This is a genomic window from Luteibacter sp. KNZ12-1A (assembly GCF_056755675.1).
Genome location: NZ_JBPGXU010000004.1, coordinates 40,102 through 59,282 on the forward strand (window position 1 = coordinate 40,102; position 19,181 = coordinate 59,282).

Annotated in this window: 18 protein-coding genes; 8 read left to right on the forward strand and 10 right to left on the reverse strand. The window is 63.4% G+C overall.

Annotated features, from left to right (window positions below):
• The first annotated feature begins 21 nt into the window (after positions 1-21).
• Together ACR9ZJ_RS01905 and ACR9ZJ_RS01910 are read left to right on the forward strand one after the other, a co-directional pair.
• A complete protein-coding gene (locus ACR9ZJ_RS01905; RefSeq protein ID WP_481286697.1) occupies positions 22-1,176 on the forward strand; it encodes an efflux RND transporter periplasmic adaptor subunit in 1,155 nt (384 codons plus the stop codon).
• A complete protein-coding gene (locus ACR9ZJ_RS01910) occupies positions 1,173-4,280 on the forward strand; it encodes an efflux RND transporter permease subunit (protein ID WP_481286698.1) in 3,108 nt (1,035 codons plus the stop codon). Before ACR9ZJ_RS01905 ends, ACR9ZJ_RS01910 begins: the two co-directional genes overlap by 4 nt.
• Before the next feature lie 118 nt (positions 4,281-4,398).
• Here ACR9ZJ_RS01910 and ACR9ZJ_RS01915 read toward each other — a convergent pair whose 3' ends face one another.
• A complete protein-coding gene (locus tag ACR9ZJ_RS01915; protein ID WP_481286699.1) occupies positions 4,399-5,046 on the reverse strand; it encodes a glutathione S-transferase in 648 nt (215 codons plus the stop codon).
• 96 nt (positions 5,047-5,142) lie between these two features.
• Between ACR9ZJ_RS01915 and ACR9ZJ_RS01920 the strand changes: the two genes are divergently transcribed.
• A complete protein-coding gene (locus ACR9ZJ_RS01920; RefSeq protein ID WP_481286700.1) occupies positions 5,143-5,703 on the forward strand; it encodes a TetR/AcrR family transcriptional regulator in 561 nt (186 codons plus the stop codon).
• A gap of 5 nt (positions 5,704-5,708) precedes the next feature.
• On the opposite strand, the gene ACR9ZJ_RS01925 is transcribed toward ACR9ZJ_RS01920, so the two are convergent.
• Positions 5,709-6,782, reverse strand: coding sequence for a quinone oxidoreductase family protein (locus ACR9ZJ_RS01925; RefSeq protein ID WP_481286701.1), 1,074 nt, complete (start codon positions 6,780-6,782; stop codon positions 5,709-5,711).
• A 108-nt stretch (positions 6,783-6,890) separates the two neighbouring features.
• On the opposite strand from ACR9ZJ_RS01925, the gene ACR9ZJ_RS01930 reads away from it, so the two are divergent.
• The 3 genes from ACR9ZJ_RS01930 (at position 6,891) to ACR9ZJ_RS01940 (ending at position 9,494) form a co-directional block, all read left to right on the forward strand.
• Positions 6,891-7,316 (forward strand): MarR family winged helix-turn-helix transcriptional regulator, encoded by a 426-nt coding sequence (locus tag ACR9ZJ_RS01930; protein ID WP_481286702.1) that lies wholly within the window; start codon positions 6,891-6,893, stop codon positions 7,314-7,316.
• A gap of 36 nt (positions 7,317-7,352) precedes the next feature.
• The gene (locus ACR9ZJ_RS01935; protein WP_481286703.1) at positions 7,353-7,901 is read left to right on the forward strand and encodes a nuclear transport factor 2 family protein; all 549 of its coding nucleotides are present in this window, start codon (positions 7,353-7,355) and stop codon (positions 7,899-7,901) included.
• 156 nt (positions 7,902-8,057) lie between these two features.
• On the forward strand, positions 8,058-9,494 hold the full coding sequence (locus ACR9ZJ_RS01940; protein ID WP_481286704.1) for a catalase: 1,437 nt from the start codon (positions 8,058-8,060) through the stop codon (positions 9,492-9,494).
• A gap of 36 nt (positions 9,495-9,530) precedes the next feature.
• Here the strand turns inward: ACR9ZJ_RS01940 and ACR9ZJ_RS01945 are convergent, their stop codons facing one another.
• Positions 9,531-10,157 carry a phosphatase PAP2 family protein gene (locus ACR9ZJ_RS01945; protein ID WP_481286705.1) on the reverse strand — a complete coding sequence of 209 codons (627 nt, stop codon included), beginning with the start codon at positions 10,155-10,157 and terminating at the stop codon, positions 9,531-9,533.
• Positions 10,158-10,212: 55 nt separating this feature from the next.
• On the opposite strand from ACR9ZJ_RS01945, the gene ACR9ZJ_RS01950 reads away from it, so the two are divergent.
• A complete protein-coding gene (locus ACR9ZJ_RS01950; RefSeq protein WP_481280491.1) occupies positions 10,213-10,650 on the forward strand; it encodes a low molecular weight protein-tyrosine-phosphatase in 438 nt (145 codons plus the stop codon).
• Here the strand turns inward: ACR9ZJ_RS01950 and ACR9ZJ_RS01955 are convergent, their stop codons facing one another.
• From ACR9ZJ_RS01955 to ACR9ZJ_RS01985, 7 genes are all read right to left on the reverse strand, one after another.
• Positions 10,651-12,870 carry a YjbH domain-containing protein gene (locus ACR9ZJ_RS01955; RefSeq protein ID WP_481286706.1) on the reverse strand — a complete coding sequence of 740 codons (2,220 nt, stop codon included), beginning with the start codon at positions 12,868-12,870 and terminating at the stop codon, positions 10,651-10,653. It lies immediately after the preceding gene.
• The gene (locus ACR9ZJ_RS01960; protein ID WP_481286707.1) at positions 12,870-13,661 is read right to left on the reverse strand and encodes a capsule biosynthesis GfcC family protein; all 792 of its coding nucleotides are present in this window, start codon (positions 13,659-13,661) and stop codon (positions 12,870-12,872) included. The genes ACR9ZJ_RS01955 and ACR9ZJ_RS01960 overlap by 1 nt, the downstream gene beginning before the upstream one ends.
• On the reverse strand, positions 13,658-14,323 hold the full coding sequence (locus ACR9ZJ_RS01965) for a YjbF family lipoprotein (RefSeq protein ID WP_481280488.1): 666 nt from the start codon (positions 14,321-14,323) through the stop codon (positions 13,658-13,660). The genes ACR9ZJ_RS01960 and ACR9ZJ_RS01965 overlap by 4 nt, the downstream gene beginning before the upstream one ends.
• A gap of 8 nt (positions 14,324-14,331) precedes the next feature.
• On the reverse strand, positions 14,332-15,669 hold the full coding sequence (locus ACR9ZJ_RS01970) for a UDP-glucose dehydrogenase family protein (protein WP_481286708.1): 1,338 nt from the start codon (positions 15,667-15,669) through the stop codon (positions 14,332-14,334).
• 45 nt (positions 15,670-15,714) lie between these two features.
• Positions 15,715-16,830, reverse strand: coding sequence for a polysaccharide biosynthesis/export family protein (locus tag ACR9ZJ_RS01975; protein ID WP_481280486.1), 1,116 nt, complete (start codon positions 16,828-16,830; stop codon positions 15,715-15,717).
• Between the two features lie 127 nt (positions 16,831-16,957).
• Positions 16,958-17,290: a hypothetical protein gene (locus tag ACR9ZJ_RS01980; RefSeq protein WP_481286709.1), complete on the reverse strand. Its 333-nt coding sequence runs from the start codon at positions 17,288-17,290 to the stop codon at positions 16,958-16,960.
• Between the two features lie 102 nt (positions 17,291-17,392).
• On the reverse strand, positions 17,393-17,518 hold the full coding sequence (locus ACR9ZJ_RS01985) for a hypothetical protein (RefSeq protein ID WP_481286710.1): 126 nt from the start codon (positions 17,516-17,518) through the stop codon (positions 17,393-17,395).
• Between the two features lie 182 nt (positions 17,519-17,700).
• Between ACR9ZJ_RS01985 and ACR9ZJ_RS01990 the strand changes: the two genes are divergently transcribed.
• Positions 17,701-19,152: an undecaprenyl-phosphate glucose phosphotransferase gene (locus ACR9ZJ_RS01990; protein WP_481280483.1), complete on the forward strand. Its 1,452-nt coding sequence runs from the start codon at positions 17,701-17,703 to the stop codon at positions 19,150-19,152.
• Positions 19,153-19,181: the final 29 nt, after the last annotated feature.

The following is a 19,181-nucleotide window of genomic DNA, read 5'->3' on the forward strand; positions in this document are numbered from 1 at the left end:
CTGTTTCTTTCGGAAGCCATCATGTTGCACGCCGCCTTTCGGCACCGGGTTCCTCTTGTCCTGACCCCCGTCGTCGCCGTTGTCCTGTCCGCCTGCTCTCAGAGTCAGGCGGATCCGAGGCTTGAAGCTCCTCTTGTGCGTTCGCAGACGGCGAGTGCCGCGCAGCTGGTGAGTCGCGCCTATACGGGTGTGGTCTCAGCCCGGGTACAGAGCAACCTTGGATTTCGCGTGCCCGGCAAGATTGTCGAGCGCCTGGTCGACACCGGGCAGGTGGTCCAAGCAGGCCAGCCCCTGATGCGCCTGGACAGGACCGATCTTGCGCTGGCCGACATGGCTGCGAGGCAGGCGGTCGAAGGCGCGCGCGCGCAAGCGCTGCAAACGGCGGCAGACGAGAAGCGCTTTCGGGGTCTTGTCAGTGCCGGCGCGGTGTCGGCCTCGGCTTATGACCAGGCGAAGGCGGCGTCAGAAGCGGCCGCTGCAAGGCTAAAGGAGGCAGAAGCCCAGGCGCGCGTGTCGAGCAATGAAGCCGGCTACTCGGTTCTCACGGCAGACGCCGACGGGACGGTGGTGGATACCCTGGCCGAACCCGGCCAGGTGGTGACGGCGGGACAGGTGGTGGTTCGTCTGGCCCATGCCGGTCCGCGGGAGGCGCTCGTCGACCTGCCCGAGACGGTGCGCCCGAAAATCGGTTCGACGGCGAGTGCGATGATCTTCGGCTCGACCGGGCAGGGTGGTCAGGCACGTCTGCGCCAACTTTCCGAGTCGGCCGATGCGGCTACTCGTACGTTCGAAGCACGTTTCGTGCTCGAGGGGGACGCCGCCAACGCGCCGCTTGGTGCCACGGTGGTGATTCGCCTCAATCAGTCGGGCGAGGGCACCATCGAAATTCCGCTCGCAGCTGTTTATGACGCCGGCAAGGGGCCGGGTGTTTGGATTATCGACGGCAAGAGCCACGCGGTCAGCTGGAAGCCTGTCCGTCTCTCGGGTGTGGGCGATGAGACCGCGTCGGTGGCATCGGGCCTCGCCCCCGGTGATCGTTTCGTCGCACTCGGTGCCCACCAACTCCACGAGGGCGAGCGGGTGCGCGTGCTCGACGTGTCCGGCGCGGATGCAACCAAGTCCGCGGTGACGCCGGGTGGCAAGGGCGGTGCGGATGTCGCGGGGGCCGCACGATGAGCGGGTTCAATCTCTCGGCGCTCGCGGTGCGCGAGCGTTCGGTGACCTTGTTTTTGATTGTCGCCATTTCCTTTGCCGGGCTGTTTGCGTTCCTGCACCTGGGCCGCGCCGAGGATCCGAGCTTTACCGTCAAGGTCCTCACGGTTGTTACCGCCTGGCCGGGCGCCACGGCCCGCGAGATGCAAGACCAGGTCGCGGAGCCACTGGAAAAACGCCTCCAGGAGCTTAAGTGGTACGACCGCAGCGAGACCTTCACCAGGCCAGGGCTCGCCTTCACCACGTTGACGCTGCGGGATGACACGCCGCCCGCCGACGTGCCCGAGGAGTTTTACCAGGCGAGAAAGAAGCTCGGTGACGAGGCGGCAAAACTGCCCCCGGGCGTTATCGGCCCCTTGGTCAACGACGAATACGCCGATGTGACTTTCGCGCTCTATGCATTGAAGGCAAAAGGTGAACCACACCGCGCGCTGGTCCGTGAGGCCGAGACGCTCCGCCAGAGGCTCTTGCACGTGGCCGGCGTGAAGAAGGTCAACATCATCGGCGAACGGCCCGAACGCATCTACGTCGAGTTCTCGCACGAGCGCCTGGCTACTCTCGGTATCGCCCCGTCCGCCGTGTTCTCCGCGCTCAACGCCCAGAACCTGTTGACCCCTGCCGGTTCGATCGACACGGCGGGCCCCCAGGTTGTCGTTCGCCTCGATGGCGCGTTCGATTCGCTTGACCGTATCGCGCAGACGCCCGTGGTGAGCAATGGGCGCGCGCTTCGTTTGTCGGACATTGCGACCGTCCGGCGCGGTTACGAAGACCCCGCCACCTTCCTCATCCGCAACCAGGGCGAACCGGCGATCGTCCTTGGCGTGGTGATGAAAGATCGTTACAACGGCCTGGAACTCGGCAAGGCACTCGAGCACGAGGCGGCCGACATCGCCCGCGAATTGCCGGTTGGGCTGTCATTTACGAAAATCACCGACCAGGCGGTCAACATCGCCGAAGCGTACGACGAGTTCATGCTCAAGTTCTTCGTCGCACTCGCCGTGGTCATCGCCGTCAGCCTCGTGAGTCTCGGCTTTCGTGTCGGCATCGTGGTCGCCGCTGCCGTTCCCCTGACTCTTGCGGGCGTCTTCGTCATCATGCTCGCGACCGGGCGTGACTTCGATCGAATCACCCTCGGTGCGCTCATCCTGTCGCTTGGTCTTCTGGTCGACGACGCGATCATCATCATCGAGACCATCGTGGTGAAGATGGAAGAAGGGCGTGACCGGGTGACGGCGGCAACCTATGCCTGGGGGCACACCGCGGCGCCGATGCTCGCGGGTACGCTGGTGACGGCCATCGGGCTCATGCCGGTGGGTTTTGCAAAGTCGAGCGCCGGTGAATACGCCGGCAACATTTTCTGGGTGGTGATGTTCTCGCTGCTCACTTCCTGGCTCGTCGCCGTGGTGTTCACGCCCTATCTCGGCGTCAAGCTGCTGCCGGACATCAAGCCGGTGCACGGTGGGCATGCGGCTATTTATGGCACGCCGAGGTACAGGAAGCTTCGAGGCCTCATCGCATGGGCGGTCCGTGGCAAATGGTTTATCGCAGGCTCGACGGTGGGATTGTTCATCGTTGCCGTCTTCGGCATGGGCTTTGTCAAGAACCAGTTCTTCCCGGCATCCGACCGTCCCGAAGTGCTCATCGAAATCCAGTTGCCCGAAGGAAGCTCGATCAACGCGACGACGAAGGCGGTGACCGAGGTCGAGGCCTGGCTTCGCAAGCAGCCCGAAGCCAAGATCGTCACCAGCTACATCGGGCAGGGCGCGCCACGCTTTTACCTTGCCATCGCACCCGAGCTTCCGGACCCGTCGTTCGCCAAGATCGTTGTGCTGACGGACAACGAACAAACCCGTGACGTTCTCAAACGGCGGGTGTGGGAGGCTGCGCAGAATGGGCTCGCATCCGAAGCGCGTGTCCGTGCAACCCAGATCGTCTTCGGCCCGTATTCGCCGTTCCCGGTCGCTTTCCGTGTTTCCGGCCCGGACGAGGAAAAAGTGCGCAGCATTGCTGCCGACGTGAAAAACGTCATGCTCAAGAACCCGGCGATGCGCACGGTAAACACCGACTGGGGTGAGCGTGTGCCGACGGTCCATTTCGTGCTCGACCAGGACCGTCTCAATGCCCTCGGGTTGACGTCGCAGGATGCCGCGAGCCAGCTGCAATTTTTCCTTACCGGTGCGACGGTCACGCGGGTACGCGAAGACATCCGCTCGGTCGACGTCGTGGCCCGGAGCTCAGGCGACGAGCGTCTCGATCCGGCGCTGCTTCAGGGATTCAGCCTCGTGTCGTCTTCGGGCAAGCGTATTCCGCTCGACCAGATCGGTCACAGCGAGGTGCGAATGGAAGATCCCATTCTTCGCAGGCGCGACCGCATGACGACGATCACCGTGCGTGGCGATATCGGCGAGGAGTTCCAGCCGCCGGATGTGTCGATGCAGCTGATCAGGGATCTGAAGCCGATGGTCGACACGTTGCCGGCCGGTTACCACATCGATACGGCTGCGGCGCTCGAGGAAGCCGGCAAGGCGAACAAGGCACTGGTAGCCGTGTTCCCGCTGATGCTCTTGCTGATGATGGTGGTCATCGTCTTCGAGGTGCGGTCCATCTCGGGCATGTTGATGATTCTGGCGACGGCTCCGCTGGCCCTGGTCGGCGTGGTGCCCACGCTCATCTTTTTTCACCAGCCGTTCGGCTTCAACGCCATCCTCGGGCTTATCGGCCTGGCGGGCATCATCATGCGTAACACACTCATCCTCATCGGGCAGATTCATACCAATCAACGCCAGGGCCTCGATCCCTACCACGCCGTGGTCGAAGCGACCGTACAACGCGCCCGTCCTGTCATCCTGACGGCGCTTGCGGCCGTGCTCGCCTTCATCCCGCTGACGTTCTCCGTCTTCTGGGGCTCGCTGGCGTTCACGCTGATTGGCGGGACCATCGGTGGAACGGTGCTGACCCTGTTGTTCCTCCCGGCGCTTTATGCGATCTGGTTTCGCATCCGGCCCGACCCGGACATCGACCCGACGGCCGTGCCGGCGATCGACCACGCGCCGACCGAAACGGTGTGAATGTGCAAGACCCGGTTCCCGACGAGCCGGGTCTATGTATGGCTGGGCGCGGCAAATCGTTGGGCACGAAAAAGGCACGGCCCTCGCGGGTCGTGCCTTTTTTCCTTGGACGGGGACGTCAGGCGGAGGCGTGGATCACGGCTGGCAGCTGGTCGACCCGCTCTTTCCATTCGAGGAGCGCCGTCAGCGCCGGGGGGACCGGAATGTTGGCGTAGTAGGCAAATAGCAGCCCGCCGAGGACGGTGGCGTCGGCCATCGAAAAGAAATCTCCGGCGACGTATGCCTTCTTTTGCAGGACACTATCGAAGTAGTGCATGCCCGCCAGCGCCTTTTCGCGGTGCATCTCACCCCAGTAGGTGCGACCTTCCCATTCGGGGTGCTTATACGGCTGCAAGGCTTCGCCCAGGCCGGGGGTCGCGTGGTGGAAGTAGATACCGATGGCGTCGATGAGTTCGGACTCGGCTCGCTTTTGCATCATGTGGACCACCGCCTTTTCGAGCGCGGTTTTTCCGGTCAGGATCGGGTTGCCGTCGAGGTTGTCTAGGTACTCGGTGATGGCCGTGCATTCGGAAATGTATGTGCCGTCATCAAGCTCGAGAACCGGCACGGTGCCGGTCGGATTGATGGCCAGGAACGGAGGCCGCTTGTGCTCCGCGCCGGGGAGGTCCACCGGGATGAAGTCGACCTTGTCGAGGAGACCCTTGGCTGCCAGGGCGACGCGGACGCGCAGGGGATTGGGAAAGCCGGGGATGTCATGGATCTTCATGGATTCACCTATCTATGGATAGATAGATGGTGCGACTTGCAATTCGGACTGTCAACCCCTATCAATCGATAGGTAAACAAGCTGGAGAGTCCCATCATGAACGCCGACACTCGCCAATCCATCCTCGCCGTCGCCCGCGGGATGGTGCAGGCCAATGGGTATGCCGCCCTGAGCTTTCGGGACATAGCGACGGCCGTCGGCATCAAGAGCGCGAGCGTCCATTACCACTTCCCGACGAAGGGCGCTCTCGGGGCTGAACTGGCGCGCCAGTACACGGCGGAGATGAGTGCGTACCTTGGTTCCCTCATCGATGAGGGAGTGGATTCGTCCACCTTCATGCGGCGCTACACGGATGTCTTTCGGGGCGCGCTGGCCAACGGGAACCGCATGTGCATGTGCGGCGTCATGGCCGCCGAACGTGGCGAGCTGCCGCCCGAAGTTCAGGAGGAAGTGGTCCGGTTTTCCGAGGCCAACATCGAATGGCTGACCAAGGCGCTTCAAGCAACAAAAGATCCCGCCGAGAAGAACGCAGGGGCGCGGGCACTCGCCATCTACGCGGCGGTCGAGGGTGCGCAGCTGGTCTCACGCGGATTCGACGATATTGCCCTTTACGACCGTGCGATCGAGGCCTACCAGAGGGCAGGCCTCATCCCGTAACGCGCTCAGGCCGTCGGTCCGAACAGCACCGACGCCTTTCCGGTGGTTCGCCCTCCCGAGTGGAGGGCTGATAGGGCTCGGTCGATGTCACCGACCGTTCCCCGCACCCTGGCTCCTGCATGCGGGCGGACTTTCCCTTGCTCATACCAGCGAACGGCGTGACGTAGTCCATCGGTCAGGTGCTCGCGGACGGCTGCAGAGGCGAATGCCTTGTCGGTGAAGTAGCGAAGGACATTGGCATTGATGTGCGAGGCACCCTTGCTCGCGAGGATGTCACCCACCGGGCTCTGTGTTTCCGCGACCCTTGTCGTCTTGCCTGGGCCGACGCCGAGAACGATCCATTTCCCGCCGGGTCGCACGGCGCGGGCACTCTGGACGAAGCTCGTTTCGCTGTAGGTTGAATCGAAGACCACATCGACACCCTGGCCACCGGTGAGGTCGAGAACACGAGCGGTCAGGTGGTCTTCGCGGTAATCGAGGACTTCCGATGCGCCGCCGGCCCGCGCGAGGGCGGTCGATTCTTCGCGGCCCGTACTCGTGATGACGACGCCTGCGCCCAGGGCGCTGGCGGCAATCTGTATGGCGAGGTGTCCAACACCACCGCCGCCACCTGGGATGAAGACGGTGTCATCCGGTTGCACGTGGCCGTGCAACCCTTCCCAGGCAGCTAGAAAAGCGACAGGGAGCATGCCCGCGTCTTCGATGCTCATCGCGTCCGGTATCTTGACCACGAGCCAGGTCCGGGCAAGTGCATAACCGACGGATCGGTCTGCCCAGCATCCTTCACGGGTCGGATCGAGCATGGCCATGACCCTGTCGCCGACGGAAAATTCCGCGACGCCCGGACCAGCGGCGACCACCACGCCTGCCGCATCGAATCCGAGCGGGGAGGGGACGACACGATTGAGGAAATTGATGTCAGCCAGCTTTCGTTCGAGGGGGTTGAGCGAGCTCGCATGTACCTCGATAAGCACCTCATCGACTCCGGGCGTGGGAACAGGGGTTTCGATGCGTTCAAGCGGGATGCCGACGGCGGTGGTGATACTGCCGACACCGGGAAATGACGTGGGGAGGAGCACGGGCGCATTCCTGTCGCGGATGTTTAAATTACGATCATACGCTTAATATTCGATCTTTCGATAGCGGTTTCTCTTGACATATGTGTATATGCACACAATCATATGGCCATGAAGAATCCTACCGGCCCCGATCTTTGCCACTGCCTCGCCGCTCGACGCCTCGCGCGCCATACATCACGTCTGTACGACCGGCATTTGGGCAAGGTGGGACTTTCCATTTCCCAGTTTTCGATCATCGCGCTCGTCGAACGCACACCCGGGATTTCCATCATGGAGCTGGCCGACGAGATGGTCATGGAGCGGACGACGACCGTCAGGGGTATCAAGCCGCTGCTCGATGGTGGCTATGTTCAGGCGGTCTCCATCGAAGGCAAGCGGGGCATCCACTACTCGCTGACCTCATCGGGCAAAAGGCTTCATGCCGAAGCGAAAGTGGCCTGGAAGAATGCCCAGGACGAGTTCGAGCGTGTGTCGGGCAAGAGGCGTGCCACCGGTGTTCGCAACGACATGTTGGATCTAGCCGGCATTCGCTGAGTTTCTTTGAACTAAATATGTGTAATTACACAAGTCATGAAGATGAAACCATTTCCGAGAATCGCCCCGCAGGGCCCGGTTGCCGAAGCGGATCGCGCCAGTGCGGTTGATTTCGTCAACCGCGTCAACTGGTGGTTCGAAACCTGGGACGTCGAGTCGATGATCGACGCGTTCACCCCCGACGCGGTTGCCTTCCATTTCCATGGAACCATCCGCAACCACGCAGGCATCCGCCACTTCTTCGAACACGATTACCCGTACCTCATTGCCGGCGTTGCGCGTGTCGCAGGCAACCATATCGTCGACAACGATGGGGACGGGGTCGTTGTCCGGTACCAGAACCTGCTGGTCCGTTACGTGGAACCGGAAGACGCACGCGCACTTGGCGCCGGCCAGATGGTGGAACGACAGAACGGCCTTCCCGGCATCTGGCTCTATTCACCCATGATGGACCGCCTTCGCCGTACTGCGGACGGCTGGAAGATCCACGAACGCTACATTGGTGGCACCACGACGAACGCGCTGCTTAGCCCTGCCGACCAAAGTGCGGTCGCGGCGGCCCCGTTCCTGCCTGAACTTCGTTGAGTTTGTAGTTGCAAGGTTGAGCAAGGGCGCGCAATCCATAGTTTGTTCCTATGGTTAGCTTCGGAAATATGTATTTCCCATGTAGCAGTGGCGCGCCTATCGTCCATCACGGCCGCTGTTCGCGCGGCTTCCCCTCAATGTACCAAGGTCCCATTCATGAGCAAGCTGACCACCGCGTTTGGCGCGCCCGTCGCCGACGACGACAACACCATGACCGCCGGCCCCCGCGGTCCGGCCCTTCTGCAAGACGTCTGGTTTCTCGAAAAACTCGCCCACTTCGATCGCGAAGTGATCCCGGAGCGGCGTATGCACGCCAAGGGCGCGGGTGCTTTCGGCACCTTCACCGTCACCCATGACATCACGAAGTACACGCGGGCGCGGATTTTCTCGGAAGTGGGCAAGAAGACCGAGATGATGGCCCGCTTTTCGACCGTGGCCGGTGAGCGTGGTGCGGCGGATGCCGAACGCGACATCCGCGGTTTCGCACTGAAATTTTACACCGAGGAAGGAAACTGGGACCTGGTGGGCAACAACACGCCGGTGTTTTTCATCAGGGATCCGCTGAAGTTCCCTGACCTGAACCACGCCGTCAAGCGCGATCCGCGAACGGGCATGCGCAGTGCGGAGAACAACTGGGATTACTGGACGCTTCTTCCTGAAGCATTGCATCAGGTGACCATCGTCATGAGCGACCGGGGCGTTCCGAAGTCGTTTCGCCATATGCACGGCTTCGGCTCCCACACCTACAGCTTCATCAACGCGAGCAACGAACGGTTCTGGGTAAAGTTCACGTTCAAGACCCAGCAGGGCATAGAGAACCTCACGGATGACGAGGCGGGTCAGGTCGTGGGGAAGGATCGAGAGAGCAACCAGCGCGACTTGTTCGAAGCCGTCGAGCGCGGGGACTTTCCAAGATGGACGCTCTACGTCCAGATCATGCCGGAGGCGGAAGCAGCCGGCACTCCTTACAACCCGTTCGACCTGACCAAGGTCTGGCCACATGGCGACTATCCACTTCTTGAAGTGGGCTATTTCGAGCTCAACCGGAATCCGGAGAATTACTTCCAGGACATCGAGCAGGCAGCGTTCGCGCCGGCCGTGATTGTCCCGGGCATCGGCTTTTCCCCGGACAAGATGCTGCAGGGGCGCCTGTTTTCGTACGGTGATACTCAGCGATATCGCCTTGGGGTGAACTACGGGCAGATTCCGGTCAATGCGCCAAAGTGCCCGGTCCATAGCTACCATCGGGACGGCGCCATGCGCCTGGACGGCAATGGTGGGAGGTCGGCGCATTACTCTCCCAACAGCAAGGGAACGTTACAGGCGCAGCCGGACTTCTCCGAGCCGCCGCTTGACCTTGGCGATGCGGTGGCCAAACGGTGGAATCACCGCGAGGACACCGATTACTTCAGCCAGCCGCGAAAGCTCTTTGAATTATTCTCGCCTGAAGAGAGGCGACGCCTGTTCGACAACACGGCGCGAGCCATAAAGGGCGCGTCACAGCCGGTAGTCCAGCGCCACATCGACAACTGCACCATGTGCCACCCTGCCTATGGAGCGGGTGTCGCCGAAGCCATCGCCCGTCTGGGCTGATGAACCGGAAATCGTGACCCGGGTGGGGCTGGGCGATCACCCCAGCCCCACGCGCCGCGTGAACACGTTCGGATGGCCGCTCAGCCATAGCGCGATGTCCTGCAACACGTGCTGCGAGGGAAACACGCGGCCATAGCAGGTCAGGCCGATCGCCAGGGCGCCGCCGCCGAGCAGGGCGAGGCGCCACGGATCGGCGGACCTGGCGGGGGTGCCGCGAAACGTCAGTCCGCGCAGGAACCAGGTGACCACGGCGGTGCCGAGGATCGCGCCCAACCAGACTTCCGACGGGCTGTGCACTTTCAACACCAGGCGCGAGACAGCGACGGCCGCGCCCATGCATGCACCGAGCGCGATCATGGACAGGCGCTGTCGCCGTGTGCCGCCCAGGGAAAGGACGCCCGCGAGGCTGGGCCATACCAGGATGGCGAGTGCCGTGTGTCCGCTGAAGCCGGTGTAGTTCAGTCCGGGAGGCCCGATGCCCCAGGCCATGAAAAGCAGCTTGGAAAGCATCACGCCACCTCCGCATACCGCCGCGGCGATCACCCAGCGGCGTGCGTCGCGCCATCCTGGCGTGGGCAGCAGCAGGCAGATCGCGATCCATGCGATCAACGGCAGCAGCAATGCGCTGTCGCCGAAGCTGGTGATGGCGGTCCATATCGTCATGCGTCGCGTTCGATCCGTTTCATGTGCAGCGTATCCATCGTCTATGATGGCGTCTATGTTCCAGCGAATACTCATTGCCTGCGTGGGCAACATCTGCCGCAGTCCCACGGCGGAATACCTCTTGCGCCACCGCCTGGGCGAAGGCCGCGACGTGCAGATCGGCAGCGCCGGCCTCAGCGCCATGACGGGCTATCCCATGGACGAGACCGCGCTTCAATTGTTGCGGGAGCACGGCATCGACGGAGAGCCGCACCGGGCCCGCCAGTTGGATACGGCGCTCCTGCGCCAGGCCGACCTGATCCTCGCGATGGAGAAAAGCCATGTCGCCGCCATCGGCCGGATGGCGCCGGAGGTCAGCGGCAAGGTGTTCCTGCTGGACCGCTGGGTGGAGGGCAGGGACGTTCCCGACCCGTACCGCCAGCAGCGTCCCGCCTATGAACATGTCTACGGCCTGATCGACCGTGGCGTGGACAGTTGGTTGCGTTACCTCTAGTTACTCGCTGATCTTGCCAAGGTTCTTGTCGAACAGGTCGCTGTCGAGGTCGTTGGTCAGCGTATATAGCGTGTAACGCTTGTTCAGGCGCGCGCCACCGTCACGGATCAGCGGTTGCCAGAGCAGGGTGGCGCGGCTGCGCGACGAGTGTGGCAGCAGCATGTCGAACGGGATCGACACGTAGATGCCCTTGTCGAAGCTGCCTTCGCCATAGCCGGCACTGCCCGACTTGTTGGTGATCGTGGCGTAGGCGCCCATGCGCGCGCCGTTGGCGAACTCGCGCGACACGTCGATGGTGGTGCCCCAATCGCCGGCGAGATAGCGGCCCACGCTTACCGCCAGGGTCACGTTATGGAAGCCGGTATCCAGGTAACCGGTCGCCTGTCCGGTGATGATGTGGTACCGCCTGAACGAGAAGTCCTGGTCGAAGCCGCGCTGCTTCACCCAGTTCACGTCCGCGCCCACCGCCCAGCGTTCGCCGAAGGGACGGTACAGCACTTCGCCGCCGGCGCCGCCGTACATGCTCTCCAGCATGCCGGCGTAGGCCATGCCGTAGAGGTCCTGGCCCAGGCGATGCGTGCCGGTGAGCTGGAAGTTCGGCACGGTGAGATCGGAGCTGGTGAGGTACTGGCGAAGGTTCGTGCGCACGCGTGGGAGGTTGCTGGGCGCGTCGTACTTGAACTTGTCGTAGTTGTCGAAGAGATTGAGCGAGACGACACCGTCGAGCCAGAGGTTGCGGGTGAAATTGAACGTGCCCGAAGCCGCACCGTAAACCTGGTAGAGGACGAAGGCGTCCGGGCCGCCGAGGTTCTGCTGGTAGCCGAGCGAGAAGCCGCCGCTGAAGCGTTTCAGCGGCGCGCGATAGAGCACTTCTTCCTCGCGCGCCGTCACCGGGTCTTGCTCGATGCTACGGCGGAACGTGGGAAGGTCGATGCGATGGTCGAGCAGTTCGAGGAAACGCGGCCGGTGCACGCTGGTTTCCACGGTCTTCAGGCCGTTGCGTTCGCTGGCCACGGTGAGCCAGTCGATGCTGCGATCCACGCGGTTGTCGATGATGCGCGTGGCGCGGCCGACACCCTCGGCGCTGTAGAAGAACCGATCCTGTTGGCCGTGGATCACCAGTTCCGAACCACGGCGGCCGATGCTGCTGACGTTGATGCCGGCATTGTCGCGCAAGGCGGTGGCCACCTCCGGCCAGTCGACCTGTTCCGGCGCCGTACGCGTCGCTGGATGGGTGGGGGTGTCGGGGGAGACCGGATTGGCCGAGGCCGGGCTGGCTGGCGGCGTTTCGACCGGCGTGGACTCGAAGGCGACTGGCTCCGGCTTGGGATCGTACGTCTTCGGCGGATCGACGTGGGTGGCGAGATTGCTATGCAGGTTGATCGCCGCGGTCGCCACCTCGCCGCGCTCGTATCCCAGCGTCAGGTCGACATTGCGATTCAGGCGGAACACGGCGCCCAGGTTGACCGGCCAGCGTTGCGGTTGATTGTTGTTCTGCGGTTGGTGCTTGTAGTCATTGCCATCGAGTTCCGCCTTCAAGAGCAGCCATTGCCAGGGCGAGCGGTACTCGATGCCGCCGAAGAAGCCCGGACGTCCACGGAAGAACTTGTTGGTGCTGAACTTGCCTGTGCCGGTGCCGCTGGTGGGCCGCGTTTCGAACCGGTCGCTGATGAAATTCAGCGGATTGGCGATGTCGCCGCGTGCCCCCATGTAGCCCCAGGCCAGGCCGAGGCTGAAATCGAATGGCCCGGCGCGCTTGCTGGTCACCACGTATTCGCTGGAGAACAGGCCCGTGCCACCGATGTCGCGCGCGCCCACCGCCACCGCGGGCAGCCATCGGCTTTCCTCCCAGATCCTTACCTTCGCGTCGATCGACTTGTCCTTGTATGTCTGGCTTCCACTGAGCGAACGCGGTCCGTACAGCCGGTTGCTGACATTGGTGTAACGGAAGGAAGCCTCCAGCCACGGCAGCGGCTGCATCGACACGTTGTAGTTGGTATACGGCGTGGTCCGGCTCAGGACGAAGCTGAATTCGCCTTCGCGCGCCATGCGCGCGGTCGGCGTCTGCAGCAGGCCGACGCCACCGAAGTCGCTCTGCGTATAAACCTCTTGCGCATGCAGGGCGGTGACTCCTCCTGCCCACAGGACGAAGCCGGCACGGCAGCAACCGTGCAATGCCGTTCGCGGCACGGCGAGCCGTGGCAGGCGTGGCGCGCGCATTACCGCGAACCCTCGTCACTCAGGAGCTGGGTCGCGATGAAATCGGCGACATCGCGGTTGAAGGTCTCGTCGGCCGCACCGGCGATCGCATGCCGGTCGAACGGCACGTAGATCCATGCGCCCGGCGCGAGCGGTCGCGGAATGTCGCGGTTCCACAAGGCGATGTTCTGGGCGAAGACCGCGCCATCGGGTTGCACGACGTAGATCAGGTCGGGGTCCGCGGCGGCGGAGGCAGGGCAGCCGGCAAGGTAACGCCGCGCATCCTGCAACGGGACGTGCGGCAGCCGGCATGGCTTGTCCACCGCGCCGACCACGCGGATGTCCACGGGGCGCCGCGGATAGAACAGGGTATCGCCCTCGTGCACCGGCCAGTCCCCGGCGGGCGTCACCCCGAGCCGGGCGGGGTCCAGCGTCACGCCGGTGCGGCGACCGGTGATCGGTAGCGCGGAGATCCAGGCCTGGAACGCCGCCGCCGCTTCGGCCAGGGGCACGTCCTCTCTGCCAAGGGCTTGCCGGCGGATGGCGCCGAGTTCGTAATCGACCCCGGCGCGAAGGCGCAACTGGTCGCGCCGCAACGCGGGCTGGAGCCACGCCGCGCCGAGGATATACGCCTCCGGATCGACCTTGGCCGCCACGGCCACGGCGGAAAGGCGTGCGTCGGAAGGATAGGCGGCCGAACCGGGCTGGCCTACCGCGCCCTGGGCGATGACCTGGATCGTCGCCGCCTGCGCCATCAGCGGAAGCACATGGGCGCACAGCAGCAAGCCAACCATGCGGGCGGCGCGATTCACGACGCATCCTCCCGGTAGGGCCGCAACTGGATCAGCTCGAGCGGAACGCCAGGAGCGATGTACTGCCTGCTTTTCCAGATGAAGCCGTCGGAGGGGTCCACCCAGTACCGGTTGGTCATGTGCGCGCCGTGGCCGGGCACGCTGAGTTGTTCATCGATGCGGCGCAAATGACGGACGGTGCCGAGGATCTCCACGTCCTCCAGCGCCTTCGGTTCGAGATGGGCCTGCACGACCACGCCGTATCGATAACCTGGCGACCAGTCCATGCGCCGCGTGTAGTCGAGCGGCCCGTTCAACCGTTGCAGCCCTGTCGCGAAGGGATTGCCGGAAGGGAAGGCCGAATCGTCGAGGTCCTGCGGCAGGCCGACGGTCTTCACCACCACCCCGTCGCGGGTGAACACGATGTCGTTGCCGGTGCCGTACCAGCCCAGTTGCCCGTTGCCGGTGCTGGCGAGGACGAGGATGGCCTCGCCCTCCGGCCCATTCACCTGGAGCTGGAAGTACGGCGTGGCGGCGACCGATGCCGCCGTCGGCTCGACCTTTTCGCCTCGCAACGCGAGGCGAACCGCCTCCAGGCTGCCCCGCGATACGGACGAACAGCCACCTGCAACCGCCAGCACCAGAGCCAGTCCGCCGAGGGAAAGGTATCGCAGCGCGAACACCGTGCCCTTCAGCGCTGCAGCGAACGGCCGCGGCCGATGCCGTAATAGGCGATGCCGGCGTCCTCGACCACGCGCGGATCATAAAGATTGCGGCCGTCGAAGATCGCCGGGGCTTTCAGCGCGGCCTTGATGCGTGCGAAGTCCGGGCTGCGGAAGGCTTTCCATTCCGTGACCAGGGCGAGCACATCGGCGCCTTGCAGGGTGTCGTACGCGTTGTCGCAAAGGACGAGGTCGTCGCGTTCGCCGTAGATACGCGTCGTTTCCGCGCGTGCCTCCGGATCGTAGGCGCGCACCTTGGCGCCGGCTTCCCACAACGCTTCCATCAGGCGGCGGCTCGGTGCCTCGCGCATGTCGTCGGTGTTGGGCTTGAAGGCCAGGCCCCACAGCGCGACTGTCTTGCCCGCCACGTCGCCATCGAAATGTTTCTGTATCTGCGCGAACAGGCGGGTCTTCTGTTGGGCATTGACCGCCTCGACCATGCCGAGCAGGCGCGCGTCGTAACCGTGGCCACGTGCGATACGTTCCAGTGCCTGCACGTCCTTCGGGAAACAGGAGCCGCCGTAGCCGGCGCCCGGGTAGATGAAGTGGTAACCGATGCGTGGGTCGGCACCGATACCCTGGCGGACCAGTTCGACATCGGCGCCGACGCGCTCGGCGATGTTGGCGATCTCGTTCATGAAGCTGATCTTGGTCGCCAGCATCGCGTTCGCGGCGTACTTGGTCAGTTCGGCCGACCGTTCGTCCATCACCACCATGCGATCGTGATTGCGGTTGAAGGGTGCGTACAACTTGCGCAGGCGAGCCACGGCGCGCTCGCTGGACGAGCCGACGACGATGCGGTCGGGCCGCAGGCAGTCCTCCACCGCGTCGCCTTCCTTCAGGAATTCGGGATTGGAGACCACGTCGAAATCGACCGCCGCACCGCGTTCACCCAACACGTCATCGATCGCCTTGCGCACACGGTCGGCCGTGCCGACCGGTACCGTGGACTTGTTGACGACCACCGCATAGCGGTCGAGGTGCTCGCCGATGGTGCGCGCCACGCTCAGCACGTATTTCATGTCGGCGCTGCCGTCCTCGTCCGGCGGCGTGCCCACCGCGATGAAGATGAGTTCGCCGTGTGCGATCGCCGGTGCGGGATCGGTGGTGAAATCCAGCTGGCCCGACGCATAGTTGCGTTTGACGATCGGTTCCAGGCCCGGTTCGAAGATGGGGATAACGCCGTTGCGAAGCCCATCGACCTTGGCCTGGTCGACATCGACGCAAACCACATGGTTGCCCATTTCCGCGAGGCAGGCGCCCGTGACCAGCCCAACATAACCGGTGCCGAAAATAGTGACCTTCATTTGTATCGCCTGTTTAGCAAGAAAATGTGGAGCCAGCCGCCTCTGTCAAAGCTGGCGATCGCGATCCAGGTTGTACTGGGCGTTGGCCGCGTTGCTGATCAGGCCGGACAGTGGAAGCAGCTGACTGATGAAACGGTTCCAGCGGGTGATCCCGGCGGGCCCGACGAAGACGACGTCGCCTGGCTTGACCGAGAACTTCGACGCCACCGCGAAGGCGGACGGCGAGGTGTTGTCGAGCTGGTAGATGGTCGCGGGCGCCTTTTCCATGTCCTCGACACCGCGGATCACATAGACGGCCTTGCCCTTGGCGCTGGTCTGGTTGAGGCCGCCCGCGCGACCCAGGGCCTGGGTGAGGCTGAGGTCGCTGGTCTTGAACGAGATGGCCTGTGGACGCAGCACCTCGCCGATCACGTACGCCTCGTGGCGGTCGTTGTAGGGCAGGTAGATGCTGTCGCCACCCTTCAGGTAGATGTCCTGCGGACCCTGCTGCGCATGCGACAGCGCGTCGAGGTCGAGGTGGTATTCGCGGTTGTCGCGGCGTAGCACGACATCGGAGAGGTCGGCCAGCTGCGCGTTGACGCCAGCGGCGCCTACCGCTTGCGCGAGCGTCAGCGGCGTCACCGTGATGTCCTGGGGGTCGGTCTTCACGAAGGCTCCGCCGAGCGTGACCTTCTGGCTCGCGTAGCTGACGATGCTGATGTCGACCTGTGGTTTCTCCACATACTTGGTCAGGCGATCGGTGATCGCCATGCGGAGTTCTTCCACGGTCAGGCCCGAGGCGTGGAGCAGGCCGACATACGGGTAGAACAGCGTCCCGTCGGGGCGCACCAGGCGGCCGTTCGCGGCCGTCTGCTGTTGCGAGCCCGCGGGCGACGTCAGCTCCGGGTGCTCCCATACGGTGATGTAGAGCGAATCTCCGGGGCCGATGCGATAGGAATCGGGCCGATAGGATGTCAGGGCGGGATCGATACCGGGCGTGACCGTGCTGGCACGGTCCATGGCGATCAGCTTGGGCGTGATGGGTACCAGCTGGTAGCGGCTGCCTGTCGCGCTTTCCTTGTCATTCAACTCCCCGGTTTTCATGTGCTGGCCGGGTGCGAGGATGCATGCGTGCAGTAACAGACAGCACCCGGCCAGACCGAGAGTCGGCAGGAACTTCATCGTTTACGGGATCCTTCAATCGAGGCGCCGCATGGCGAGACGCCGTCGACGTACTTAAACCGATCCATTATTAACGGTACTGGAACGTGATTGGACATTTAGACGTCCAGACTGTCGTTCAGGAAGATCAATGCGTTCCTCCTGTTCCGCCGGTGCCACCGGTTCCGCCCGTGCCGCCGGTACCTCCCGTGCCACCCGTGCCGTCGTTGCCGGTGCCGTTGGTGTCGTTCGCCGTGGCACCTGCCGCGGCTGCGACAGCGGCCGCGCCAGGGCCGACACGCACGGGCGTGAGGGCGCCCTTAGAGGCCTGACGTGCCTGGTTCGGTGTCGCTACACGCGGGTTTTGCGGGCTGTTTTGCGCGTTGTTCGACGGATTGGCTTCATTGGCCTGTCGCTGGCTCTGCGCCCATAGCGGTGCCGCGATGGCAAGAATGGTGCATGCAAAAAGTAAGCGTCTCACTGGCGTGTTCTCCGTGCGAGGGGAAGTGTGCGTACCACGTGCATGTACGCGTTCATGAACACATTCATGAATGAGCGCGAGTGCGCGCAGTACGCATTGCATTCACTGCCATCCCTCGTCGATGGTCAAGGCAATCAGCTGAACAGCTGTTTCCGGCAACTGTTTTTGTGACACGCCCCGCAGAATCGACGCTGTCGGATTGCCCGCATTTTCGTCGCGATGCAGCATGCATCATCGCAACAAGCAAGTTCGAACACTTTCAGGCCGGACCCGGCGTTCAACGGGGTTCGGTCGAAAACGTGTTGGGCCATCCGGATTCCTAGGAACAGGACATGGCGGCCCTACAGGGGGCACGTACCTGGGCACGCCGGCATGGCCGGTCGTTGTCGCGTCGGCAGAGGGTACATGTCATGCAACTGACAAAATTCAATGCGTTACTGGATCTTGAGCTTCGTGCCGCCGATCCCCTTTGCGTGATCGGTGCGGCCTATCTGGCCTACTTCGTCCGTTTCGATACGTTAAGCATGAGCAGCGTATATGCTGTCGCGCTGATTATTCTGCTGCTCATGACGCTGGCGGCCTCGATCGTCTTCAAGGTCTACGAGCAGCCTCTCGGCGAGCGCCCCGTAAGCCAATTCTTGTGCATAGCAGCATCGTGGACCAGCGCGTTCGCGGGCATGATCGCGCTCGGTTATCTGCTCAAGGTCGGCGAGCTTTACTCGCGTGGATGGGTATCGCTGACGTTCGTGCTGGGCCTAGTATTGATGGCATCGGTACGACTCGTCGCGGTGCTTTCGTTGCGTTACCTGCGCCATCGCGGCATCGGCATGAAGCGCTGCCTGCTCATCGGCGCCACCGAGGCGGGCATCCACATGGTTCGCCAGGTCGAGGACAACCTCGGCCTCGGCATGAAGATCACCGCATACGTCAAGACCAGCCACGACCACGGCGTTCCGCCTGGCGTGCCGTTGGCCGGTTCGCTCCTGCATCTCGACGAGATCCTCGATCGTGGTGAGTGGGACCAAGTGCTTGTCGCCTTGCCCGTGAGTGCGAACCGCGCGATCAGCTACGTGCTCGATCGCATGGACGAGCGCGTGCTGACGGTGAAGTTCGTCCCGGACTTGCTGGGCAGGCAGTTGATCAATCACCGCATGGAAGACTGCGCGGGCGTGCCCTTGGTCACGCTTCGCGAGAGCCCCTTGCATGGGCATGCGTGGATCCTGAAGGCGATCGAGGATCGCATCATCGCCGGCGCCATCCTGCTGATGATCAGCCCGCTGATGTTGTTCCTCGCGATCGGCGTGAAGCTGTCCAGCCCCGGTCCGGTGCTCTACCGGCAGGTCCGCGTCGGCCTGGACGGCAAGGAATTCGAGATGCTGAAGTTCCGTTCCATGCCCGTGGACATGGAGAAGAACAAGAGCGTCCAGTGGGGCAATGCGCAGAGCAAGACGACCACGCGCTTCGGCCGCTTCATCCGGCAAACCAGCCTCGACGAGCTGCCCCAGTTCATCAACGTGCTCCGCGGCGACATGTCCATCGTGGGCCCACGCCCCGAACGACCCATGTTCGTCGAGAAATTCAAGGGCGAGATCGCCGGCTACATGCACAAGCACCTGGTCAAGGCCGGCATCACGGGATGGGCGCAGATCAACGGGTGGCGCGGCGATACCGACCTGGTGAAGCGCATCGAGTACGACCTCTACTACATCAACCACTGGTCGCTGGCGTTCGATCTTCGCATCATCTTCCTGACCATCTTCAAGGGCTTCATCCATAGCGAGGCGGGCGCATCGGTGCCGCTTCCGGCCGGTCCCTCGATGCCCGCGGCCACGGCCAATACGGCCAGTGAAGAAGCGGGCTAGGGACGCAGGCCGATCGCCTTCCCCCATCA